This window comes from Roseibium sp., assembly GCF_965232425.1.
Lineage (GTDB): Bacteria > Pseudomonadota > Alphaproteobacteria > Rhizobiales > Stappiaceae > Roseibium.
Window position 1 is genome coordinate 5,523,482 of the sequence record NZ_OZ246971.1, and the last position, 22,017, is coordinate 5,545,498.

At 60.2% G+C, this 22,017-nt stretch carries 21 protein-coding genes and 1 tRNA gene; 12 read left to right on the plus strand and 10 right to left on the minus strand.

Features of this window, described 5'->3' with window-relative positions; all coding sequences use genetic code 11:
• Positions 1-54: 54 nt before the first annotated feature.
• Positions 55-1,611 (minus strand): glutamine-hydrolyzing GMP synthase, encoded by a 1,557-nt coding sequence (guaA, locus tag ACO08A_RS25270; RefSeq protein WP_422038618.1) that lies wholly within the window; start codon positions 1,609-1,611, stop codon positions 55-57.
• A gap of 266 nt (positions 1,612-1,877) precedes the next feature.
• Between guaA and ACO08A_RS25275 the strand changes: the two genes are divergently transcribed.
• A complete protein-coding gene (locus ACO08A_RS25275; RefSeq protein WP_422038619.1) occupies positions 1,878-3,083 on the plus strand; it encodes a tetratricopeptide repeat protein in 1,206 nt (401 codons plus the stop codon).
• A 37-nt stretch (positions 3,084-3,120) separates the two neighbouring features.
• Here ACO08A_RS25275 and ACO08A_RS25280 read toward each other — a convergent pair whose 3' ends face one another.
• From ACO08A_RS25280 to ACO08A_RS25300, 5 genes are all read right to left on the minus strand, one after another.
• Positions 3,121-4,410, minus strand: a complete 1,290-nt coding sequence (locus ACO08A_RS25280) for an RsmB/NOP family class I SAM-dependent RNA methyltransferase (RefSeq protein WP_422038620.1) — start codon at positions 4,408-4,410, stop codon at positions 3,121-3,123.
• A 51-nt stretch (positions 4,411-4,461) separates the two neighbouring features.
• Positions 4,462-5,964: an IMP dehydrogenase gene (gene guaB, locus ACO08A_RS25285; protein WP_422038621.1), complete on the minus strand. Its 1,503-nt coding sequence runs from the start codon at positions 5,962-5,964 to the stop codon at positions 4,462-4,464.
• A 149-nt stretch (positions 5,965-6,113) separates the two neighbouring features.
• Entirely contained in the window at positions 6,114-6,467 is a 354-nt protein-coding gene (locus ACO08A_RS25290; RefSeq protein ID WP_422038622.1) for a YunG family protein, read from the minus strand.
• A 35-nt stretch (positions 6,468-6,502) separates the two neighbouring features.
• Complete coding sequence (locus ACO08A_RS25295; protein WP_421983038.1) at positions 6,503-7,213, minus strand: RlmE family RNA methyltransferase; 711 nt, start codon at positions 7,211-7,213, stop codon at positions 6,503-6,505.
• 2 nt (positions 7,214-7,215) lie between these two features.
• Positions 7,216-8,901 carry a Ppx/GppA phosphatase family protein gene (locus ACO08A_RS25300; protein WP_422038623.1) on the minus strand — a complete coding sequence of 562 codons (1,686 nt, stop codon included), beginning with the start codon at positions 8,899-8,901 and terminating at the stop codon, positions 7,216-7,218.
• A gap of 277 nt (positions 8,902-9,178) precedes the next feature.
• Between ACO08A_RS25300 and ACO08A_RS25305 the strand changes: the two genes are divergently transcribed.
• A tRNA-Gln gene (locus tag ACO08A_RS25305) sits at positions 9,179-9,252 on the plus strand.
• On the opposite strand, the gene ACO08A_RS25310 is transcribed toward ACO08A_RS25305, so the two are convergent.
• The 3 genes from ACO08A_RS25310 to ACO08A_RS25320 all read right to left on the minus strand — a co-directional run bounded on the left by ACO08A_RS25310 (position 9,220) and on the right by ACO08A_RS25320 (position 11,443).
• Entirely contained in the window at positions 9,220-9,981 is a 762-nt protein-coding gene (locus ACO08A_RS25310; protein ID WP_422038624.1) for a creatininase family protein, read from the minus strand. The two genes, ACO08A_RS25305 and ACO08A_RS25310, sit on opposite strands and share 33 nt — an antisense overlap.
• On the minus strand, positions 9,978-10,604 hold the full coding sequence (locus ACO08A_RS25315; protein WP_422038625.1) for a glutathione S-transferase family protein: 627 nt from the start codon (positions 10,602-10,604) through the stop codon (positions 9,978-9,980). Before ACO08A_RS25315 ends, ACO08A_RS25310 begins: the two co-directional genes overlap by 4 nt.
• Positions 10,605-10,666: 62 nt before the next feature.
• Complete coding sequence (locus ACO08A_RS25320) at positions 10,667-11,443, minus strand: transporter substrate-binding domain-containing protein (RefSeq protein WP_422038626.1); 777 nt, start codon at positions 11,441-11,443, stop codon at positions 10,667-10,669.
• A 145-nt stretch (positions 11,444-11,588) separates the two neighbouring features.
• Here ACO08A_RS25320 and ACO08A_RS25325 point away from each other — a divergent pair, with 145 nt between their 5' ends.
• From ACO08A_RS25325 to ACO08A_RS25350, 6 genes are read left to right on the plus strand one after another with little or no spacing between them, the layout of a single operon-like run.
• Positions 11,589-12,317, plus strand: coding sequence for an amino acid ABC transporter ATP-binding protein (locus ACO08A_RS25325; protein ID WP_422038627.1), 729 nt, complete (start codon positions 11,589-11,591; stop codon positions 12,315-12,317).
• A gap of 15 nt (positions 12,318-12,332) precedes the next feature.
• Positions 12,333-13,079, plus strand: a complete 747-nt coding sequence (locus ACO08A_RS25330) for an amino acid ABC transporter permease (protein WP_422038628.1) — start codon at positions 12,333-12,335, stop codon at positions 13,077-13,079.
• A gap of 8 nt (positions 13,080-13,087) precedes the next feature.
• A complete protein-coding gene (locus ACO08A_RS25335; RefSeq protein ID WP_422038629.1) occupies positions 13,088-13,666 on the plus strand; it encodes a carboxymuconolactone decarboxylase family protein in 579 nt (192 codons plus the stop codon).
• A gap of 59 nt (positions 13,667-13,725) precedes the next feature.
• Complete coding sequence (locus ACO08A_RS25340) at positions 13,726-14,694, plus strand: isopenicillin N synthase family dioxygenase (protein WP_422038630.1); 969 nt, start codon at positions 13,726-13,728, stop codon at positions 14,692-14,694.
• A 2-nt stretch (positions 14,695-14,696) separates the two neighbouring features.
• Positions 14,697-15,272 (plus strand): helix-turn-helix domain-containing protein, encoded by a 576-nt coding sequence (locus ACO08A_RS25345; protein WP_422041811.1) that lies wholly within the window; start codon positions 14,697-14,699, stop codon positions 15,270-15,272.
• Positions 15,269-16,345 (plus strand): hypothetical protein, encoded by a 1,077-nt coding sequence (locus ACO08A_RS25350; RefSeq protein WP_422038631.1) that lies wholly within the window; start codon positions 15,269-15,271, stop codon positions 16,343-16,345. Before ACO08A_RS25345 ends, ACO08A_RS25350 begins: the two co-directional genes overlap by 4 nt.
• Positions 16,346-16,355: 10 nt before the next feature.
• Here the strand turns inward: ACO08A_RS25350 and ACO08A_RS25355 are convergent, their stop codons facing one another.
• Positions 16,356-17,474: an isopenicillin N synthase family dioxygenase gene (locus ACO08A_RS25355; protein ID WP_422038632.1), complete on the minus strand. Its 1,119-nt coding sequence runs from the start codon at positions 17,472-17,474 to the stop codon at positions 16,356-16,358.
• A 330-nt stretch (positions 17,475-17,804) separates the two neighbouring features.
• On the opposite strand from ACO08A_RS25355, the gene ACO08A_RS25360 reads away from it, so the two are divergent.
• From ACO08A_RS25360 to ACO08A_RS25375, 4 genes are all read left to right on the plus strand, one after another.
• Positions 17,805-18,917 (plus strand): ABC transporter substrate-binding protein, encoded by a 1,113-nt coding sequence (locus tag ACO08A_RS25360; protein WP_422038633.1) that lies wholly within the window; start codon positions 17,805-17,807, stop codon positions 18,915-18,917.
• Positions 18,918-19,069: 152 nt separating this feature from the next.
• Positions 19,070-20,185, plus strand: coding sequence for an ABC transporter ATP-binding protein (locus tag ACO08A_RS25365; protein ID WP_422038634.1), 1,116 nt, complete (start codon positions 19,070-19,072; stop codon positions 20,183-20,185).
• A complete protein-coding gene (locus ACO08A_RS25370; protein ID WP_422038635.1) occupies positions 20,182-21,204 on the plus strand; it encodes an ABC transporter permease in 1,023 nt (340 codons plus the stop codon). The genes ACO08A_RS25365 and ACO08A_RS25370 overlap by 4 nt, the downstream gene beginning before the upstream one ends.
• On the plus strand, positions 21,201-22,007 hold the full coding sequence (locus tag ACO08A_RS25375) for an ABC transporter permease (RefSeq protein ID WP_422038636.1): 807 nt from the start codon (positions 21,201-21,203) through the stop codon (positions 22,005-22,007). The genes ACO08A_RS25370 and ACO08A_RS25375 overlap by 4 nt, the downstream gene beginning before the upstream one ends.
• Positions 22,008-22,017 lie beyond the last annotated feature (10 nt).

Here is a 22,017-nt window from a genome sequence, read left to right on the forward strand (position 1 = left end):
TAACGACTTGCTAACTAAAAATATCTATAAAAACAGCGCTTTAGTCTATTCTAGCTACTCCCACTCGATCGTGCCGGGAGGTTTGGACGTGATATCGTAGGTGACCCTGTTGATGCCCTGCACCTCGTTGATGATGCGGGTTGCGGTTTCACCGAGAAATTCGTGCGTGAAGGGATAATAATCCGCCGTCATGCCATCCACGGATGTCACGGCCCTGAGGGCGCATGCGTAGTCGTAGGTGCGATAGTCTCCCATGACGCCCACGGTGCGGACCGGAAGAATGGCGACAAATGCCTGCCAGATCTCGTCGTAGAGACCGTGCTTGCGGATCTGGTCGATGTAAACCGCGTCGGCCTTGCGCAGGATCTCCAGCTTGTCCCGAGTGATCTCTCCCGGGCAGCGGATCGCAAGGCCCGGGCCCGGGAACGGATGACGACCGATGAAGCTGTCCGGCAGGCCGAGTTCCCGGCCAAGTTCCCTCACCTCGTCCTTGAACAGTTCGCGCAGCGGTTCGACGAGCTTGAGGCCCATTTTTTCCGGCAAACCGCCGACATTGTGGTGGGACTTGATGGTCACGGACGGGCCGCCCGAGAAGCTCACGCTTTCAATCACGTCCGGATAAAGTGTTCCCTGCGCAAGGAATTCCGCGCCCTCGATCTCGTTGGCGTATTTCTGAAACACGTCGATGAACAGCTTGCCGATCGTCTTGCGTTTCTGTTCCGGGTCGGACACGCCGTCCAGCGCATTCAGGAACAGGTCGGATTCATCGGCGTGGATCAGCGGAATGTTGTAGTTGTCACGGAACATCGTGACCACTTCGCTTGCTTCGTTCAGGCGTAGGAGGCCGTGATCGACGAAGACGCAAGTCAGCTGATCGCCGATGGCCTCGTGGATCAGCACCGCGGCGACTGAACTGTCGACACCACCTGACAGGCCGCAAATGACCTTCTTGTCGCCGACCTGCTCCCGGATCTTCGCGATCGCGTCATCGCGATAGGCGCCCATGGTCCAGTCGCCTTCGAAACCGGCAATGCGGACAAAGTTTTCGTAGAGCTTCTTGCCGTTCGGCGTGTGATGAACTTCGGGATGGAACTGAACCGCGAAGAAGTTCCTGTCGGTGTCGGCCGTGACAGCGAACGGCGCGTTCGGGGATGTGCCGTAGACATCGAAACCCGGCGCAATTTCGCTGACATGGTCGCCATGGCTCATCCAGACCTGTTCCCTGTCCTCGTTGAACCAGCCGTCAAGCAGGGACAAGCGCGCGTCGGCGGGCGTCACGTAGGCACGTCCGAATTCGGCGGTGCCATGCCCTCTTTCGACCTTGCCGCCGAGACAGTGCATCATCACCTGCTGGCCGTAGCAGATCCCCAGGATGGGTATGCCCAAATTGAAAACGCTTTCCGGAGGCATCGGAGCGCCGTCCGCAAAGACCGAGGATGGGCCTCCGGAGAAGATGACCGCCTTCGGCCTGAACTCCGCCAGAAATGCATCGGTCACATTCTGAAACGGGTGAATTTCGCAGTAAACGTTCAGCTCGCGAAGGCGCCGGGCGATCAGCTGCGTGACCTGGGAGCCGAAATCGATGATGAGGAGGCGGTCATGATGGGTCATGGCCAGCTTCTAACCGGTCTTTTTTGGAATGAGAACCCGGATTCGTCGGCAAAATGCCTGTCTCACCACATTTTCGAGCCGGGCAGAATCAAAGCCCCGAGGGGAAGGCTTGCCTTCCGCTGCGCGTTGTGCGCGGCGACAAGCCTGTGTACGGAGGAATTTCCGTTTTGACCCTCGCAACGTCGGTCAACTAAGCTCGGCATTCTTACTGAAAACGGTTTCTTGAAGTCAGACAAGAACCGAATCTCTGACAGCCCGGAACTCAAATGACCGCAAATGCACGATCAGCATTCGAAGAAGGCCTTGCACTGGAGAAGTCCGGTGAACTCGACAAGGCGCTGGTGTCTTATCTGCGGGCTCAGGAGATGTCTCCCCAGGACACGGAAATCGCGTATCGCACCGCCGCCGCGCTTCTTCAGGCTGGATATCTGGAAGAAGCGCAATCGCAACTGCGGCGTATCGTGTTCACGGAACCCGATAATCTCGACGCGCGCGCGAGCCTTGGAAACTGTCAGCTGCTTCTAGGCGATCTGGAAAATGCGGCCCAGAATTTTCAGGATGTGCTGGACCGTTCTGCCGACAACCGCAACGCACTCTTCGGCTTTGCCACGGTCTGCCTGAAGGAAGGGCGGGCAGACGCGGCGCTGGAAAGCGTCGAGAGGCTCACGGTCCTTATGCCCCATTCCCCGGCCGTCCTGACACTACAGGCGGAAACACAGGCAAAAACGGGAAACGGCGCTGCGGCGATCGCGACGTACAGAAAGGCACTGAAGACGGACCCGTCGCAAACCGGCGCATTGCTGGGCCTCTCGGACGTGTTGCTCCGGCGCAAACGTTATGACGAAGTGATCGAGTACACCATCAAGGCAAACGAACTCGCTCCGACGGATCCGCTTGCGCTGGAACTGCTCTCCGATGCCCTTGCCGGGAAAGGTGACTTGCAGGATGCGCTGCTGGCTGCGGACGCTGCGCTCAAACTCGCACCTGCGTCCCAATCCTGCCTTGTGCGGCTCAGTGTCCTGAACCGCAAACTCGGCGAACATGCGCGCGCGCTCGACTATGCCATGAAGGCTCATGACGCGGGCCGGCAGGCGCAGGAACCGCTCAATGCAATCGGCGCGGCGCTGGCCGCCTTGAAACACCCCGAAGAAGCAAGGTCGGTGCTGACGGGACTGGCCGCAGGCAACGGGCTTGATCCACGCGTCCGGGAAACCGCCCAGGAGCTTATTTCCGATTCACGATTGTCCGGATCCCCCCGCGAGGACCAGCCCGCGCGGGCTTTGACCCCAAACGGGCGCCCGGACGTCAATACTCTGAACGAACCGCATCGGACAGATACGCCAACCCAGTCTGGCGATGCGCATCGCGAAGAAATGCCTGCTCCCGTGCGAACAGAGGAAACAGACGCGAGTGGCCCCGGCAACGGGCCTGCTCCGACAGTTCTTGGTCTGCAGCGGCGTGACCGCACCTGAGTTGAAGATGATCGGCCGGTCCCGACGCTGAAGCCTTTCAGGACCTGCGCTTCAGCAACGCCACAAAGAACCCGTCCGTGTCGGTCGAAGCGGGCGTGAACAGCAGCTCCCCGCGGGGGGTGGCATATTTGGGAAGAGGGTGTGCCGGAAACATTTCGCGCCAGGTTTCATTCAGCGAAACGAGCTCAAAGTCGTCATTTTCTTCCAGGAACCAGTCGACCTGAAACTGGTTCTCCTGCCGGAGAAGCGAACAGGTCACGTAGGCCAGCCGGCCGCCAGGCCTGACATATTCACGCGCGCGCTGTAGCACCGTGCGCTGGTCCTCCAACCGGTCTGACAGGGCCTTTTCGGTCAACCGCCATTTGGAGTCCGGACGGCGCCGCCAGACGCCGGTTCCCGTGCAGGGCGCATCTATGAACACGAGGTTCATCTGGCCTTTCAGATCCTCAAGCGTGGACGATGCCGGGTCTCTCACCTGAATGTTGCGAACGCCCGCCCGTTTCAGCCGCTCATGGATCGGTGCCAGCCGCAGGCGGTCCGCGTCAAACGCATAAAGCTGCCCCTTGTTCTGCATGGCCGCCGCCAAAGCCAGGGTTTTTCCTCCACCGCCGGCGCAATAGTCGAGAACCTGTTCGCCGGGCGCGGCCAGAGCCATGCCCGCGGCCAGCTGACTGGCCTCATCCTGCAGTTCGAACCAGCCCTTCTGATAGCCTTCTTCCGCCTGTACATGCGGGAGGCGGCCAGCTCCCGGTTTCGCAGCAATGCGTGCGCCGTGCGGCGACAGTTTCGTTGCCACGGCTCCAGTATGGGCAATGCGTTTCAGAACCTTGTCCTTGTCCGCTTTCAACGTGTTGACGCGAAGGTCGATGGGCGCGCGGGTGGCGAGCGCCCTTCCCTCCGTTACCGCATCGTTGCCGAAAAGGTTTTCAAATTCAGGCCAAAGCCACTCGGGAATGTCCGCCTGCTGCCAGGGGGGCATGTCGGCACCTGCTTCCGTCAGGTTCGCCGTCTCGGCGGTTGTCAGCGGGTCCGGTGCATGCCGGTCCTGCTCGAGAGCCTCCTGCAGAGCCTCGAGCCCCTTTTCCCAGGTCAGCACATAGGTTGCCAGAACGGCAGCCCGTGGAGACATGTCTTTCATCACAGCGGCGAGCGACGCCCTTTTGCGCATGGCGTCAAAGACGAGATTGCCGATCGCGGTTCGATCGCCCGACCCGGCAAAGCGGTGCGAGGTGCCCCAATCCTTCAATGAGGCCTGAACCGGTCTGTGACGGTTCTCCACCTCGGTCAGAACTTCTATTGCAGCCGCGAGGCGTCCGCCGTCTTTCATGTCGACCCTTGGTCCCTGTCCGGCTTCGTTCGCACGACCGGAAAATCAAACTCAAACGCTGGATGGATAGTTCGGGCTTTCACGCGTGATGGTGACATCGTGGGCGTGGCTTTCTCTCAGGCCCGCGCCGGAAATCTGCACGAACCGGGCCTTTTCCTGGAAGTCCAGGATGTCGCGTCCGCCGACATATCCCATCGCGGCGCGCAAACCGCCGGCAAGCTGATGCAAAACACTGCCGAGGGCGCCCTTGTAGGGCACCTGGCCCTCAATGCCTTCGGGAACAAGTTTCAGGCTGTCACGCACCTCGGCCTGAAAGTAACGATCCGCCGACCCGCGCGCCATGGCGCCCACCGATCCCATGCCGCGATAGGACTTATAGGACCTGCCCTGGTGGAGATAGACTTCGCCGGGGCTTTCTTCGGTTCCGGCCAAGAGTGAGCCCACCATGACCGAGGCGGCACCGGCCGCAATTGCCTTGGCGAGATCGCCCGAATACTTGATGCCGCCATCGGCGACCACCGGCACGCCCTGTTTGTCCGCCACGTTGACGGATTCCATGATGGCGGTGAGCTGCGGCACACCCACACCGGCGACGATGCGCGTCGTGCAGATCGATCCCGGACCGATCCCCACCTTCACGGCGTCCGCCCCGGCATCGATCAGTGCCTTTGTCGCTTCGGATGTGGCAACGTTGCCGGCAAGAACCTGAACCGAATTAGACAGTTTCTTCACACGGCCGACCATGTCGAGGACCTTCTGCGAATGACCGTGCGCGGTGTCGACAACCACCATGTCGACGCCTGCGTCGACCAGTCTCTCGGCCCTCGCAAAGCCTTCCTCGCCGACGCTCGTGGCGGCGGCAACGCGCAGCCTTCCCTGCGCATCCTTCGAGGCGTTGGGGTTCAGCTGCGCCTTTTCCATGTCCTTGACGGTGATCAGGCCGATGCAGTTGCGCGCATCATCCACGACCAGGAGCTTTTCGATCCTGTTCTGGTGCAGGAGACGCTTTGCCTCGTCCTGGCTGACGTTGTCGCTCACCGTCACGAGATTTTCGCTCGTCATCAGTTCACGGATCTTCTGCTGGTTGTCGGAGGCGAAGCGGACATCGCGGTTGGTCAGGATGCCAACCAGCTTGCCTGCCGCCTGTCCGCCCGTTCCGCCGTTCTCGACAACCGGAACACCGGAGATGCCAAACCTTTTCATCAGGTCCAGGGCGTCCTGCAGCGTTGCATCGGGGCCGATGACCAGCGGATTGACGACCATGCCGGATTCGAACTTCTTGACCATCCGGACTTCCTCGGCCTGCTGGTCGAGGGTCAGGTTGCGGTGAATAACACCGATCCCACCCGCCTGCGCCATGGCGATTGCAAGCCGACCTTCCGTGACCGTGTCCATGGCAGACGACAGGATCGGGATGTTCAGTTCCAGCTCACGTGTGACCTTTGTTTTCAGGTCCACCTCGCCTGGCAGAACTTCCGAGTGGCCGGGTATCAGCAGCACGTCATCAAATGTCAGTGCCTGTTGTCCGGTCGACGGGACAAAAAAGGATGCCATGGCCAGTTCCCCTTGTAAAATAGCTAGAGACGCAGTCCCGATCGGGAAGACTGCGTCTGGCGAGTCGCTTCGGCTGTGCCGGAGAAGTTGGCGCGGGTGAATAACATGCAGGTGACAGAATGCAAAGTGGAATTCCCTCCCTGTGTTTTTCAATCGGCCTTTTCTTGCGCCAGCGCCTGTTTCACCGCATCGCTCAGGTAGGCGTATTGGCGCGCGTTGGTGTCGCCAAACGCTTCGTCACGTGTCGACGGCACGTCGTCATACACAATCGGTGCGTCGAACTGGCTTTGCGTAAAATCGTAACGCTTGCCATCAATTCGATTGTAAAAGTGCCAGATCGAGCCGTAGCGTGTCTTGAGAATCTCGGCACCCAGCTGATCGCTGGCAATGAGCGCGGTGACGCCGCACTGTCCCGCCGCTGGATTTTCAGCTGTCCAGAGCGTGCTGGACTGATCGCTCCACGATTTTTCAAGGGCCTGCGAGAATTTCTTGATGTGATGCATTCAGCGCCTTCCTTTAACGATCCGTTCGCGTACGATCAGTCTGACGAATCCAGGCTGCTCCCGCGGAACCCCTTCGCGATCACATAGAGCTCCGGACTTTCCTTGCGGCTTGCCGGCGGTTTCAAATGCGCAACAGTCTTGAATTCCCGTTTGAGTTCCTGCAGCAAGGCGTTTTCCGTTCCGCCCCTGAAAACCTTGGCCAGAAACGATCCTCCCGGCACGAGGTTTCGCCGCGCAAAGTCGATCGCGATCTCGAACAGATGGGTCGTTCGCAGATGGTCCGTCTGCTTGTGACCGGTGGTGGGCGCCGCCATGTCCGACAGCACGACATCGGGCCTGTGGCCTCCGAGGGCCTCCATCAGGGCCGCGGGCGCGTCGTCGTCGAGAAAGTCCTTCTTCAGGAAGATCGCGCCGCGCACATGGTCCATGTCCAGGTAGTCGATGCCCACGACCTTTGGCGCTTCGATACTCGATTGCACGCGCTCGACTGCAACCTGGCACCAGCCGCCCGGCGCGCAGCCAAGATCGACGACCCGATATCCCGGTTTCAGAAGTTTGTGCTTGTCGTCGATCTCGATGAGTTTGTAGGCGGCCCTTGACCGGTACCCGTCCGCCTTCGCACGGCGCACGTAGGGATCGTTCAACTGTCGTTCGAGCCAGCGGGTCGACGATTCCCTCCGGCCGGCTGCAGTCTTGACCTTCACGTGCAGGCCACGGTCGCCGGATCCCTTCTTCGAACGGCTCATAATCAGTCCTTCCAGCGCCGTCTGTCCTGGCGCTTGCGGGGGGAACGATGCGACCAGACACCGTCCGCCGCCATCAGTTCGGTCAGGATGCCCTCGCGCAGTCCCCTGTCGGCGACGCGCAGGCGCGAACAGCTCCATCGGCGCCTGATCGCTTCCAGGATCGCACACCCGGCCAGAACGAGATCCGCCCGGTCCGCGCCGATACAGGGGTTTTCAACGCGCGCCTCATACGGCATGTCGCGCAGCTGATCAATCATCTTCGAAACGTCGCCATCTTCCAGCCAGGTGCCGTCGACCTTGCGCCTGTCATAGCGGCGCAAGCCGAGATGTACGCCGGCAAGCGTGGTCACGGTTCCGGACGTTCCAAGCATGTGGACCCGGCCGGAGGTGATGGCTTCGGAAAGGGTGTCTGCAAGACTGAAAGCGGACAGATGATCCGCGGCATCATCGACCATGGCTTCGAAGATATCGGGTGTCACATGAACGCCGCCGTGCCGTTCGGCGAGATTGACGACTCCGACGGGCAGCGAGATCCAGGACCGGATGAAGCGCGTCAGCGCGTAACCCCGCGCGCCGCACCGGTTGCGAAGATCGAGCCAGACGATTTCCGAGGACCCGCCGCCGATATCAAACAGGATGACCCCGTCCGCGTCATGGTCGACAAGAGACGCACATCCGGCAACCGCAAGACGAGCTTCGGTTTCCCGGTTGACGACTTCCAGCGCGAGACCGGTCTCAGACTTGACGCGATCGATGAAGTCCGTGCCATTTTCGGCTGCCCGGCAGGCTTCGGTGGCAATCAGACGCGATCTCAGGACACCGCGGTCGGCGAGCTTCCGGTGGCAATTGGCAAGTGCATCGATGGCGCGGTCCATGGCTGCGGAACTGAGCCGCTTGTTGGATCCGACCCCCTCGCCCAGCCGGACAATGCGGGAATAGGCATCGACCACACGAAAGCCGCGGTCTTCAGGGCGCGCGATCAGCAGGCGGCAATTGTTGGTGCCAAGATCAAGCGCCGCGTAGAGCGGTGACCTGTTGGCGCCGTTTCTGCCGCGACGTGCCGCGGGCCCTTTTGTCGGATTGGCGCGGGCAGCATGTTGGGGCGGCGGCGTGCGCGGGTTCCGTTCCTCCGGAACCCTCTTGTCCGCGTTGCGTGCCTGCGCGACCTGGTTGTGCGCCCGCTCCTCGCCGCTGGCAGGCTGCCCGGCCTTGGGCTCCGGATGCGGAGCGTGCCCGTTCTTCGCGTTTTTGGACGCTTGCCAGCGGCGTCTGCCGCGCCTGTTTGCGGCTTTCTTGCCCTTTGGACTGGTGACAGCGTCCGAATTCTGCGGATGTTCGGAGGGCGCATGATGGAGCGTTCCGGCGCGTCGCTCTGCGTCCGCCCGCCCCCGCCGCCGCTTCTTGCGGCGCTTCGCACCTTCGCCTTGCGCAGGTGGACCGCCATCCTGCGCGGAGTGCGTATGATCGACGTGTCCGGAAACGTGACGAGGCTGGCCTTTATCGGCCCCGTCACCTGGCGACGCAACTTGCCTGTCTTCGGCTGCCGCTCCGCCTTTCGGACCCTGACCGGACCGGCGCTTGCGCCGCCGGCGGTTTGGCCCGCTGAACTCGGATCGAGTTCCGTTTTCCCCGGACGCGTCAGCGGCACGTCGCCCGATTCCGGGCGGTTCCTGACCTGACTCAGTCACGATTTTACCTTTCAGGCCAACCGGTTCCAGCTGTTTTGCCAGCGTCTGCCGTGGCCAATGTGTCGTTGCCAAAACTGTATCAGGTTGCCCGGCGCTGGAAAAGCTTTCTGTCTCAAAATCTTGCACCTTGCCGGTGCAATCGTTTTCCGATTTCACAAAAAAGTCGAAAACGACACTTGAAATCGCGATTGCGATGGATGTATATGCGGCACATTCAACAGCCCACGAGACATCCTCGACACGCTGCTGAAACCGACGCCCGCACCGACGGGCCGATTGGGGAATAGGTTAACGGTAGACCCGCGGACTCTGACTCCGTTAGTCCTGGTTCGAATCCAGGTTCCCCAGCCACTCCTGCAAATCTCCGGTCATGCCATCAACCGCCGCCTCGAGCAGGGCCGTGCCGTGTTCAGGTCTTGCGAGGGCGGAATGTGAGCCGACGCGCCCGTCCGGGAAATCGCGGCGGTGTTCGTCGGGTGGGCCGTGCCGGTCTCCTGCGTGGCTCCTGATGAAGTCCGCCGACAGTTTTCGGGGCGGTTCGGTTGCCGTTCCGGGCGGCAGAATGCGATGGGTTGCCTGGGTGATGGCGACTTCCGAGGGCGTTGCATGCATGCCCTCCCAATCGCCATAGAGTTCGGTCCTGAGTTTTCCGACGGCCTCGAACTCCCACCACGAGCGCAACCGGAATTCCCGGTCTTCGGCTGCTTCGACCCCTAAGGCGGCCTGGCGGATCGGCTCCAGGTTCGCGCCGTGGCCGTTCAGCACATAGATCCGGCGAAATCCCTGTCCATAGAGGCACGTCATGATCTCGGCGACAACATTCCTGAATGTCTCCGCCGAGACAGAGATTGTTCCGGGAAACGCCGTGTTGAACGGTGCCGGCGTATAGGCGAGCGTTGGGGTGACGAGTGTTCCGGTGCGCTCGCCCGCAAGCCGGGCAACGGTCTCGGCGCACAGCGCATCCGTGCCGATCAGTCCCATTGGACCATGCTGTTCGGTCGAACCGGTGGGCAAAATGACCGTCGTATTTCGCTGAAGATAGGCGTCCACCTCGAGCCAGCTGCACAGATCAAGTCTCATCTGGAGGCCATCCATGTCTTCAGGCGCGGTGCGTATTGCGCAAGTTCACCGGCTACGGCGCCGTGCGCATTCAGGCCCTCAAGATAGCCCTGCATGCGGGCGCTCATTATGGAAGGGGCCTGAAAGTGCCGCGCAAGTTCACCGATCCAAAGGCAGGTGACCGGCATGCCGCAATCGGCAAGCGTGAGGTGCGGCGTGGCCTGCGGGAGCAGTGGTTCCATCTGTTCGAGCCTCTCCGCCAGGGCGCTCCATTTTTCAGAAACCGCCTCAGCGCCCGGATTGCGGCCGATCATCGGAAAGAGTGCGCGCAAAGCCGGTTCAAGCCGGGTGTCGTGAAACCGCGACCGTTCGCGGATCCTGGCGCGTTCGAGCTTGCCGCCCGGCAGCATGTCCGGTTCGGGCTGCAGTTCATTGAGATATTCGGCGATCGCCTCCGAATCGCTGAACAGGTGCCCGTCATGGTCGAGAGCCGGCAGGCTGCCGCCCGGAACGAGGTCCTTGTACGCCTGTGACCCGTAGCCCCCTGGAGGCGGGAGTTCTTCCCATTCCAGTTGCTTGTGGCGGAGCACGATGCGCAGTTTGGCGCAGTAGAGGCTCACGGGGACGGCGTAGAGCTTCAGCATGTGGCCGCACGGGGCATCCCGGTTCGAACGCCCCCTGCTCCCAGTTTACAGGCGTACAAGCGTCACTCCTTGAGCCGCCACTTCTTGCCGAGGGCGTCGAAGAACCCCCGCTCCGTCTTCAGCGCGATCCAGGTGTTGACGTAGTTGATCCACACCTGGTCGTCCTGCGGCAGCAGCATGGCAATGGGTGTCGGCGCCTTCGGTGCGCTCACCGGCACGATCATCATCTGCGGGTATTTTTCAACGAGCTTGAGTGCCTCGACATTGGACGTGATATGCGCGTCGGCGCGCCCTGCCAGCACTTCCTGAAAATCACGGGCCGGGGCTTCGACGATCTGGTGCGTCGCGTCGGGGAAGAAATCCTTGACCTGCTTCTCCTGCGTGGTCCCGAGCGTTGCTGCAACGGTCACGTCGCTCTTGTTGAGGTCTCCCCAGTCCTTGAACTTGTCCGCGTTCGTTTCCAAGATGAGCGGAACGGTTGCCAGCGAGAAATACGAGGTCGAATAGCCGGCAGCCTTGGCCCTTGCCGGAGACACGGACGCGGAACCGGTGATGTGATACTTGCCTGCCGTGACACCGCTGACCAGTGTTTTCCAGTCGGTCGGAACGAACTCGACTTCGACATTGAGGTCCTTTGCCAGCTCGGTCATGACGTCGATGTCGTAACCGGTATAGGTGTTGTTCGCGACGTCCTTCATCGTCATGGGGTTCCAGTCCCCGGTCGTGCCGACCTTGAGAACCCCGCCGTTGAGAATGTCGTTGAGCGCCGACTCGGCCGACGCCGGAATGGTGGCAAGTGCCAGAAAGCAAAGCGTCGCCGTTGTCTTGATCAGTTTCATGCCGTTCTCCTCTCAGGGTGAGGTGATGGTTCGTTGTGCACTGCAGTTTTGCTACATGATAAATTTATTGCACTACACTCAAATACATGACTAACTAATGGTCAAGACTTCCTTTTGAGCAAAATCGAATTTGTCCGCGAAGGCCATGATCAAAGTCGAAAATGTTTCAAAGACCTTCGGAGACTTTCACGCCCTGAAAAATGTTTCCCTAGAGGTGCTTACAGGAGAAAAGGTCGTGGTCTGCGGACCATCCGGCTCCGGGAAATCAACGCTGATACGGTGCATCAACGGGCTTGAGCAGCACGATCAGGGCCTCATTGAAGTCGCGGGAAACAAACTGACCCATTCCGGTTCGAGTTTGCGTGCAGTGCGGTCGTCCGTCGGCATGGTCTTCCAGCAATTCAACCTGTTTCCGCATCTCACCGTGAAGCAGAACCTGACGCTCGGACCGCTCAGAACCCGGAAACTGTCGCAGGCGGATGCAGATGCGCTGGCCATGTCCTACCTGGAGCGTGTGCGCATTCCAGAACAGGCCGACAAGTTTCCCCGGCAGCTTTCCGGCGGCCAGCAGCAGCGCGTCGCGATCGCGCGGTCCCTGTGCATGGAACCCGAGATCATCCTGTTCGATGAGCCGACGTCCGCGCTCGATCCGGAAATGATCAACGAAGTGCTCGACGTGATGACGGAGCTTGCCGAGAGCGGGATGACCATGATCTGCGTGACCCATGAAATGGGATTCGCCAAGCGCGTCGCGGACACGATGGTTTTCATGGACCACGGCGAGATCGTCGAAAAAGCTGCGCCGGACCAGTTCTTCAGCAATCCCGGGACGGAACGATGCCGTGACTTCCTCTCAAAGATCCTCGCACACTGACACAGGGAGAGCCGGATGACAGTCTGCCGACTTGCAGGCCTTTGCGGCCTCGCCCTGCTGCTCAGCGGCTGTTCCGGCAACTGGGGCTGGTACGTGGTCGACCCGACGGTGCCGGCCGGATGGAACAATCTCAAGTTCCTCCTCAGTGGCCTCTATTACACATTGCTGTTGTCTTTCACCGCCATCGTGATCTCGATCGTGCTCGGCCTCGCCGTGGCGCTGCCCGGCCTGTCTTCCAATCCCTATCTGAGGCGGTTCAACAGGATCTATGTCGAACTGGTCAGGGCCGTGCCCATTCTTGTCCTGATCCTGTGGGTCTATTACGGGCTGCCCCAGATGACCGGCCTCACGATCACGGTTTTCTGGGCCGGGGTGATCGCACTCGCCCTGTCGGACAGCGCCTTTGAAGCAGAAATCTTTCGCGCCGGCATTCAATCCATCGACAAGGGCCAGTACGAGGCCGCCCACTCTATTTCGCTCAGTTACACCGACATGATGGTCTATGTCATTCTTCCGCAGGCGGTACGGCGGATACTTCCGGCCCTGGGCAACCAGCTGGTCTACATGCTGAAAATGTCCTCGCTCGTCTCGGTGATCGGCATGCAGGAACTGACGCGCAAGGCCAATGAACTTGTCGTCGTCGAGTACCGCCCCCTGGAAATCTACACGGTGCTCGTCCTTGAATACCTGGTGCTGATCCTGATCGTTTCGGCCGGGGTCCGGTGGCTGGAGCGGAAACTGCAGTCAGATCAACGCGGTTAGGAGGAACCATGACAGCCTGGATCGAAATGATCTCCGACGAGGATGCCAGTGCCGAACTGGCGGACGTGCTTCGCCTTGCCCGAACACCGCATGGCACGGTCGACAATGTGATGCGGGTCCATTCCCTCAGGCCGAACACCATGAAGGGCCACGTCATCCTTTATCGCGCCGCGCTTCATGATGACGCCAACACCCTGCCCGAATGGCTTCAGGAAACCATTTCTTCCTATGTGTCGATCCTGAACGGATGCCCCTACTCGCTCGCCAACCACTGGGCGAACGCGCGCCATCTGATCGGTGACGACGCACGTGCGGATCAGATCGAAGCGGCCTTGAATGCCCGGCAGCCGGAAGACGCGTTTTCGGGCCTTGAGCTGCAATTCCTGAAATACGCCGAAAAGCTCACATTGCGGCCCGCGGACATGACCAGATCCGACGTGACGGCGCTTCGGGACCACGGCGCCGATGACGGGCAAATTCTCGAGGCCAACCAGATCATAGGGTATTTCAACTACGTAAACCGGCATCTCAACGGTCTCGGTGTCACCACGGACGGAGATATCGTCGGATATTACGGCTCGGATTAGTTGCATACTGATAAATAATTTGCATAGAATGCAACATTCTACCAATAACGGGCAGCAAGATGGTCTACGCTGAAGCCAAACCGATGGACTCGAACGAGATCCCGGTCATCGACATCACCTCCCTGCGCGACGGAACCGATCCGGTTTCGGTGGCCAGGGCCCTGCACGCGGCCAGCACGGGCCTCGGTTTCATCTATATCGGCGGTCACGGGATACCGGAACAGTGTATTTCTTCGGCGCGCAACCTCGCCTTTGACTTTTTCAGGAGCCCGCCGGAGCAGAAAGACACCGTGCGGGTGTCATCCAGCCACAGAGGATGGCTGGCACCGGGTGGCGCCAGGATGGGCGACAAGCTCAAGGCCGACCTGAAGGAGAGCTTCGTCTGGGGCATGCAGGATGAAAACGGGGACACGGTTGCCGACCATCCGCTCAGAGGGCGCAACCGGTGGCCCGAATTCCTTCCGGATCTGGAACCGGCCGCCATGGAGTATTTTCGGCAGGCCCACGAAGTTGCGCATCATCTCATGCGCGGTTTCGCGATCGGTCTGGGACTTGAGGAGAGCTTTTTCCTCAAAACGGCCTCGCGTCCCCTGAGCAGGGCATCTTTTGTCTATTATCCGGCACAGCCGGAAGACATGGGCGCAGACCAGTTCGGCGTCGGACCGCATACGGATTTCGGTGTGCTGACCGTGTTGTGCCAGGACGCTGTCGGCGGACTGCAGGTCGAAGATGTCAATGGTGACTGGCTGCAGGCGCCGCCGATCGAGGGAACCCTGGTCGTGAATGTCGCCGATCTTCTTGCCCGGTGGACAGGCGGGGCCTACAAATCGACACCGCACAGGGTCGTGAACAGTTCCGGCAAGGAGCGCCTTTCGCTTGTCCTGGCCTTTGATCCGAACCCGGAAACCATGATTGATGCGCGCGAGATCTATGGTACCGAACACAACGCCGTCGAAGATGCCATAACCTGCGGCGACTATCTGCAGTGGCGGTTTGATCGCGCCTTCGCATACCGGAAGACCGAGTGAGCATGGACAATGACATTGACGGCGCGATTGGTGCCGCTCTCAAGGATTTCAGGAACAGAAACGGCTTTTCCGCGCGGCATCTGGCCGAACTCTCCGGCGTTTCCGGAGCCATGATCAGTCGCATTGAAAGCGGACAGGTTTCTCCGTCGATCTCCACGCTGAGCGCCCTGGCCGCGGCGCTGAAAATACCGCTTGTCAGTCTGTTCCGTGAAACGACGTCTGACCACACAGACTACACATTCGTGGAAAGCGGTGCGGGTCTCAAGTCGACCCGGATCGTGGACGAGCATGTGCACGAGTTTGAAAATCTCGCGGTTCATCTGCGGCGCGATCTCCAGTTCGGTGCCCGCATCGTGACGCTCAAGCGGCAGGAGGCTGTTCCACCCGTCTATGTCGGCAGCGGCGTCGTCTTCGTTCATGCGCTGGAAGGTGAAGCGACTTACGGTTACGGCAAGCAGGAATTCGATCTGCACGCGGGAGACAGTATCTGCGTCGATGCCGAAATGCGTCACGGGATCCTGTCGGTCAAGACACCGGAGTTCAGGTTCCTGACCGTGCAGGCCGAGATACAGAGATGAGCGAGACTTTGAAGACAGCCGGCGTCGACAACCTGCTGCAAAAATGCATGAAGGTGAAGGCCGGAACCAGGGCGTTGCTCGTCTGCGAAGATCCGGCGCTCGGCTGGTACGATGCCGGGGCTTCAATGTTGATCAAGACAGCGTTGGAGACCCTTGGGTGCCTTGTTTCGACAATTGATGTCGGTGGACCGGACGGCCCTCTGCCGGAAAACTATGAAGCTCAGCTGGCCGCGCACGACGCGATCGTCTACCTCGCCCGTATCGGCGACCAGGACAGGTTTGCCGACAAGTTGCCCGGCAAGACCGTCGCGATGCTCTATGCGCGGGACGAAAAAACGCTGAAATCCCCATATGCGGCGACAAGCCACGATGCCATGACGGCGTTGAAAAAGGCAATCGATGCGATTGCACGGGCATCGACCCGCGTGGAGATCAGCTGTCCTCTCGGCACCCGCCTGCACGGCGATGTCGTGATGGAGGACGAGATCGAGGGCGAGGTTTCCGTCAAGAGATTTCCGCTGTGCGTTCCGCAGCCTGTCCTCACGCGTGCAATCAGCGGCCAGGTGGCGCTGACGCGCTGGCTGACACCCACCGGGTCACGATCCTATTCACCGGCTGCCGTTCCAATTGACGGGGTCGTCATGGCCAAGGTCAGCCAGGGACGCATTTCAGGGTTTGACGGTGACCGGACCAGTATCAGGGCCATTGAAGAGCATTACGGCCGCGTTTCCGATCTGTTCGGTCTCGACAGGGATGCCATCCACTCGTGGCATGCCGGCATTCATCCTGCTTGCTTCTATGAAGACGATATCGATGCCGATCCGGACCGTTGGTCAAACAACATCTTCGGCAGTCCGCGCTTTCTGCATTTTCATACCTGCGGAAGCGTACCTCCGGGTGAGATCTGCTGGATGATCCTCGATCCGACGATTGCTTTCGACGGCGTACCGCTGTGGCAGGACGGGCGTTTGCAGCCGCAAAATTTCGCGCAGACTGCGACGGTTCTGAGAACCTGGCAGGAATTGCCGGCATTGTTCTCGGCGTCCCGGGTCCCGGTCGGTCTGTCCGGCTAGCCTTCGTTTATCAGCCTTGCGCGATCGTCTTCGCGGGGCGCTTGAACGGGTTGCTTTCGGGCACGGCAAAATCGAGTTCAATCTCGCCGTTGTCAACGGCGTCGGAAATGTACCGGAAGGCACCGACCGTCATGCGCATCAGGTGGTCACCGGCCTTGATCGGCGGATATTTCTCGGCCGTCTCCGCCGTTGTGAATTTCGGCAGCGGCTCAACAACGGCGTCATAATCGAGACCGAAGAACAGCGGCATTGAATACCGTTCCCTGCCGGTGTTGACCACGCGGTGTTGCGTCGACTTGTAAAGCCCTCCCGACCAGGTCTCGAAGATATCGCCGATGTTGACGATGAACGTACCGGGGATCGGCGGTGCCTCCATCCAGTAATCATCGGTATTGAGCACCTGAAGGCCGGGGCCGCCCTGGAGAAGGATGGTGAAGCACTCGAAGTCCGAATGGGCCTCGATACCGACGAAGTCCTTGCTCGCCGGCACATCATTTTCCAGATACCGCAGAAGCCGCAACTGCGATGTCGGGCAGTTGACGTGTTTGCGGAGCGTTCCGGCTTCAACGCCCAGTTCAAGTTCAAGCGCACTCAGCAGCTTCAGGCCGAGCGAGAATACGGCGTCATAGTAGCGCGAGATCGTGTCCTTCCAGCCCGGAATATCCGGCCAGACATTGGGACCGGTCATGCGCCAGCCCGCCAGGTAGTCCGGATGGTCGGCGGGCGCTTCGAACGACATGTCCCAGGCTTCGTTGAAGTTTATCGTCTTGGGGAACGCGCTGCCGTTCTCCTCGAAAGGAACATAGCCGCGATGATTGGTGCTGTAGCCGCACCAGTATTTCATCTTGTAGCGCCGGGACCGGGTGTGGAACGCCCTGGAGGCGGCGAACGCGTCGTCTATCAGGGCCTGATCGACGCCGTGGTTCCGAATGTAGAAAAAGCCCGATGTCTTCGCCGCCTTGCCCAGCTCGCGGGCCACGTTCGCCAGAGCCGATGGATCGTTGCCGTGGAGGCCGGACAGATCGATGACCGGCAGCGTCACGTTGTCCGAACTCAGCGCGATCTGGTCATCGGTTCCGTCCCCCCCCGCCTCTTGAGCAAGCGTGTTTTGGTCCAAGAGATCACGCATGATGAGACTCCGATGTTTGGTCCGGCAAACGATGTGGTTGGTGACGGCTTTGCCCATCACCCTTGTCGGCACAAAGCGCAACTGACTGTTTCAGGATATCAGCAACAACGCTCTGCACAATAAATGTGTTTGTAGAAAAAGTAGGCATTTCGCCTATCAATCGCACAGCATTGCTGCGCGCTTCAGCCGCTCACGTTTCTATCTTATTGTTTTCTTTGTAATTTTTGTTTGGCATGCAATGTGCTTTGTCAAAGGCATGCCTCAAAATCAATGAGGTTCCACCAAGGTTGGCGAGCGAGGGGCCGCCGAATTCTGAGAGGAACACGCTGGATGACGCAGAAATTCAAGACACGGGGCGCGGCTGACCTGACACGCCGGTCGATCCTGAAAGGGGCGGCAGGAACCGCAGCTCTGGCCGCAGGAAGTTCACTGCTTGCCATGCCGGCGATTGCCCAGGCGCGATCGATTAAGATCGGTTCCTACGGCGGATATTTCGAAGACAGCTTCAAGAAGTACGTCTACCCGGCCTTTACCGAAGCGACCGGCATAACGGTCGAGTCGGTCACCCAGCCAAACTCCAGTGACTGGCTCGTGACAATGCAGCAGGCGGCGGCCTCCGGAACGGTGCCGGCCGATGTTTCGCTCTACGGCAAGGACACGATGATCAAGGCGACGCGCATCGGCGATATGCTCAAGCCGCTCGACGCATCGAAAATCCCGGGGGTGACCAATCTCGACGCGGAATTCCTCTACGAAGGTCCGGACGGGCTCGTCGGCGTCGGTTCAATGGCATGGTTCAACGCCATGGTGATCAATCCGAACGAAGTGACGCCGGTTCCGACCAGCTGGAAGGAGTTCTGGGAGAACCCAGCCTTTGAAGGCTCGCTCGGGATATCGAAGAAGATCGACGGGCGCCTGCTCGACATTACGGCAAAGACCTTCTTCGACGGCGCCGAGACGCTGATGAGCGAAGACGGGATCGTCGCGGTTCTGGACAAGGTCGCAGAGCTCAAGCCGCATGTGGCGCTTTGGTGGTCGGCCGAGAGCCAGATGGAACAGGCGATGAAAAACGAAGACGTCATTGCCGGCTCTTACTATCTGGACGTTGCCAATATCATGGCGTCCGACGGATTCCCGATCAAGCCGCTGTTCCCCGCCGAGGGCAACCCGATCGGCTACGGGTCCTGGTGCCTCAGCCCGCTGTCGGAGAAAACCGGCGAAGCCTACGAGTTCATGGCGTTCTCCAGTGATCCGGCAACGCAGGCCCTCATGTCGCGCAACATCGGCACCGCACCGCTTGTGAACAGGGAACTGACCGACCTGACGGATGAAGAGTTCGCATTCGTTTCCGGGTCACCGATCATCACGCCGGCTTACGAGTCGTATCTCGACAACGAGACGTTCATCAAGGAGCGCTGGGACGCGATGCTCGCCGGCGCCTGACGATGTCCTGATTGGGGCGGGTGAGACGGGCGCGGTCCTGTCGATCCCGCCTCTTTCCCGCAACGCGTCAGGTTCTGCGCTTCGCTCCGGGTTTCAACCGGGTGCGCAAGCCGGATACTCACCAAAAAGAACGTTTCGAAAGTAGCAGGTTCATGGCCGGACTGGTCTTAAAGGACGTCAGAAAGACATATGGCGAGGTCACTGCGCTGCAGAATATCGATCTCGTCTTTCCGACGGGCAAACTGACGGCACTTCTGGGACCCTCGGGCTGTGGCAAGACGACCTTGCTGCGTATCATTGCCGGGCTCGAAACGCCGACCCGGGGGAGCCTTTCACTCAATGGTGCGGACATCACGACGCAGCCTGCCAACAAGCGCAAGTTCGGCATGGTGTTTCAGTCTTTTGCCCTCTTCCCGCATTTGTCGGTCGGAGAGAATGTCGCCTACAGCCTCATGATTTCCGGCGTGGAAAAGAAGGCGCGTTCAAGACGCGCACTGGAGCTGCTCGATCTCGTTCAGATGGCGGATTTCCAGGACCGCCGGATCGGACAACTGTCAGGCGGCCAGCGCCAGCGCGTCGCAATCGCACGTGCGCTCGCCCAGGAGCCGGAAGTCTTCCTGCTCGATGAACCCATGTCGGCTCTGGACGCGCAACTGCGCGAAACCATGCAGGTCGAACTGCGCCTGCTGCAGCAGCAACTGAACATCACCACGATCGTCGTCACCCATGATCAGCGTGAGGCCATGACAATGGCTGACGAGATCGTCGTCATGAGCAATGGTGTGTGCGAACAGATCGGTTCGCCGACAGACATTTACCAGCGCCCCGAAACACCGTTCGTTGCCGCGTTCATCGGCAAGGCGAACTTTCTTCATGGCATCGTTCGCGGCGGTCGTGTCTTTGTCGGCGAATGCCCGTTTGATCTCGAAAAACCCGCCCCCTTCGTCGATGGCGCACCGGTTCAGCTCGTCTGCAGACCGGAGAACGTAGAGTTGTGTTCCGTTGACGAGACTGCACCTAACACCCTGACCGGCCCTGTCACCTTCGTGCGGGATGTCGGACCGACCCGGGAAGTCTTCGTCGAGACGCGTGCAGGACGGGTGATTTGTGAAATGCCGTCTTCCAATGCCGCCTCCGTCATCCAGGGCGAAACGACGGGGGTCAAGCTGAAACCCGGTGCCCTCCTCTGTTTCCCCGGCGAAGCCGCCACCGCTGCTGCAGACGAGGCGGGGCAACCTGCCGACCCGCGCGAGAATGTCGCCGCATGAGCGATCTGACCGCAGCGGCCTCCCTAGCGCAAACCCAAAGGGGTTCCCTCAGGGACGGCCAGCAGGAGGCGACGGCAGGTGACGTCCACCGGTTCAGCAAGCGGTCGATCATAACAACCGTGATCTCTGCCGTTCTTGTCTTTGTTTTCCTGTCACCGATCCTGCTCGTGATCGCCGTCAGCTTCGGCGAGAAAATCGAAGGCGCGAGTTGGGTGTGGGCCTTCGATCCGAGCAATTATGCCCGGGTGTTCGTCGGTATCGGATGGCCGGACGAGATCACGCTGCTCTACGCCTACAAGCTGGGGTACACCCTGGCCTATGCAGTCCTCGGATCGCTGATCGCAATCGCCTTCGCCTTTCCCTTCACCTATTTCCTCAGTCAGTGTTCGCGCCCGGTTCAGGCCGCCTGGCTGGTGTTCATCCTGGCCAGCCTGTCCATGTCGGAAGTCTTCATCGTGATGGGATGGGACATCATGCTGTCCAACCGATCGGGCCTGCCTGCGCTCTTCAAGGTTACCGGAGTGACCGATTGGCTGAAGGAAACGGGATGGCTTGCCGTGCTGAAGGATTGGGGTCTGGCGAACCCGCGCAATGTGAAGTTCAAGACGTCCCAGCTGGCGACGGTTCTCACCATGGCTTATCTGGTGTGGCCCTACGCGGTGATCCTGCTCTACGCACCGCTGTCGCGCATTGATCGCTCGATGATCGAAGCCGCACGCACCATGGGAGCCGGATCCTTAACCGTCATGCACACGGTGATCGTGCCCGTTGTCCGCATCCCCGTCATGGGCACCTTGCTGCTTCTGTTCGTCTATCTGCTCGGTGCCTATGTCACCGTCACCTATTTTGCGGAACCCGCGCACCAGACCCTGCCCGTTTCAATCTACGAGGCGATCCGGGGCGCGACGCTCAACGCCCCCTTCGGTGCCGCCCAGGCCGTGGTGCTCCTGAGCACGGCCGGAGTGTTCATCCTGGCGAGCCTGTGGCTCAGCCGTCTTGCGGAGAAACGGGTCAGATGAAAGCCGCATTCAAACACGGGTTCATGCTGATTTGCGCGGCCTATATCAGTCTGCCGATCGTGATCGTGTGCCTGTCCGCCCTCAATGGCGGCCGCTCGATGCTGTTTCCGCCGAAAGATCCGACATTGGCCCGCTTCGGGGAGTTCTTCATATCCGAACCGGTCTGGCTCCGTTCCATGGAAAACTCCGTCATCGTCGCACTCGCAAGCGCGACATTGGCCGTGCTGATCACCTGGCCGATCGCTTATGACCAGTGGAAGCGGAACACGCCCTTGTCCCGGGCCCTCACGGGGCTTGCCGGACTGCCCTTTGCCTTGCCACCCATCGTGTTCGGGGTCGGTCTCAGCTTCCTGTGGACCTTCGTCGGCGGGCTGGGGAACATCTTCACCGGCATCCTGAGCCACACGGCACTGCTTGCGGCGCTTCCGCTCGTGACGATTTCGATCGGGCTGCAATCGATCGACAAGTACCATCTGGACGCGGCGCAAACCATGGGTGCCGACGAAGCGACGATCCTGCGGACGATCATCCTGCCGCAGACCCTGTCCTACACGTTGTCGGGTTTCTTCTTCGTGGTGGTGTTGAGCTTCCACGAATTCATCGTCATCTTTTTCGTGTCCGCCTCCGCCTACAGCACGGTAACGCTGCAGATCTTCAACTCGTTGCGCAACGGTTTCACGCCGACCATGGCAGTCGGGGCGATTACCTTCCTTTTGGTTTCGATCGCCGTCTTCAGCGCAGTTGCCCGTTACGGCGACCTGCCCCGCCTGCTTGGTGCGGATCCCGCGCGCAAGGACACCTGACCTCGGAAGG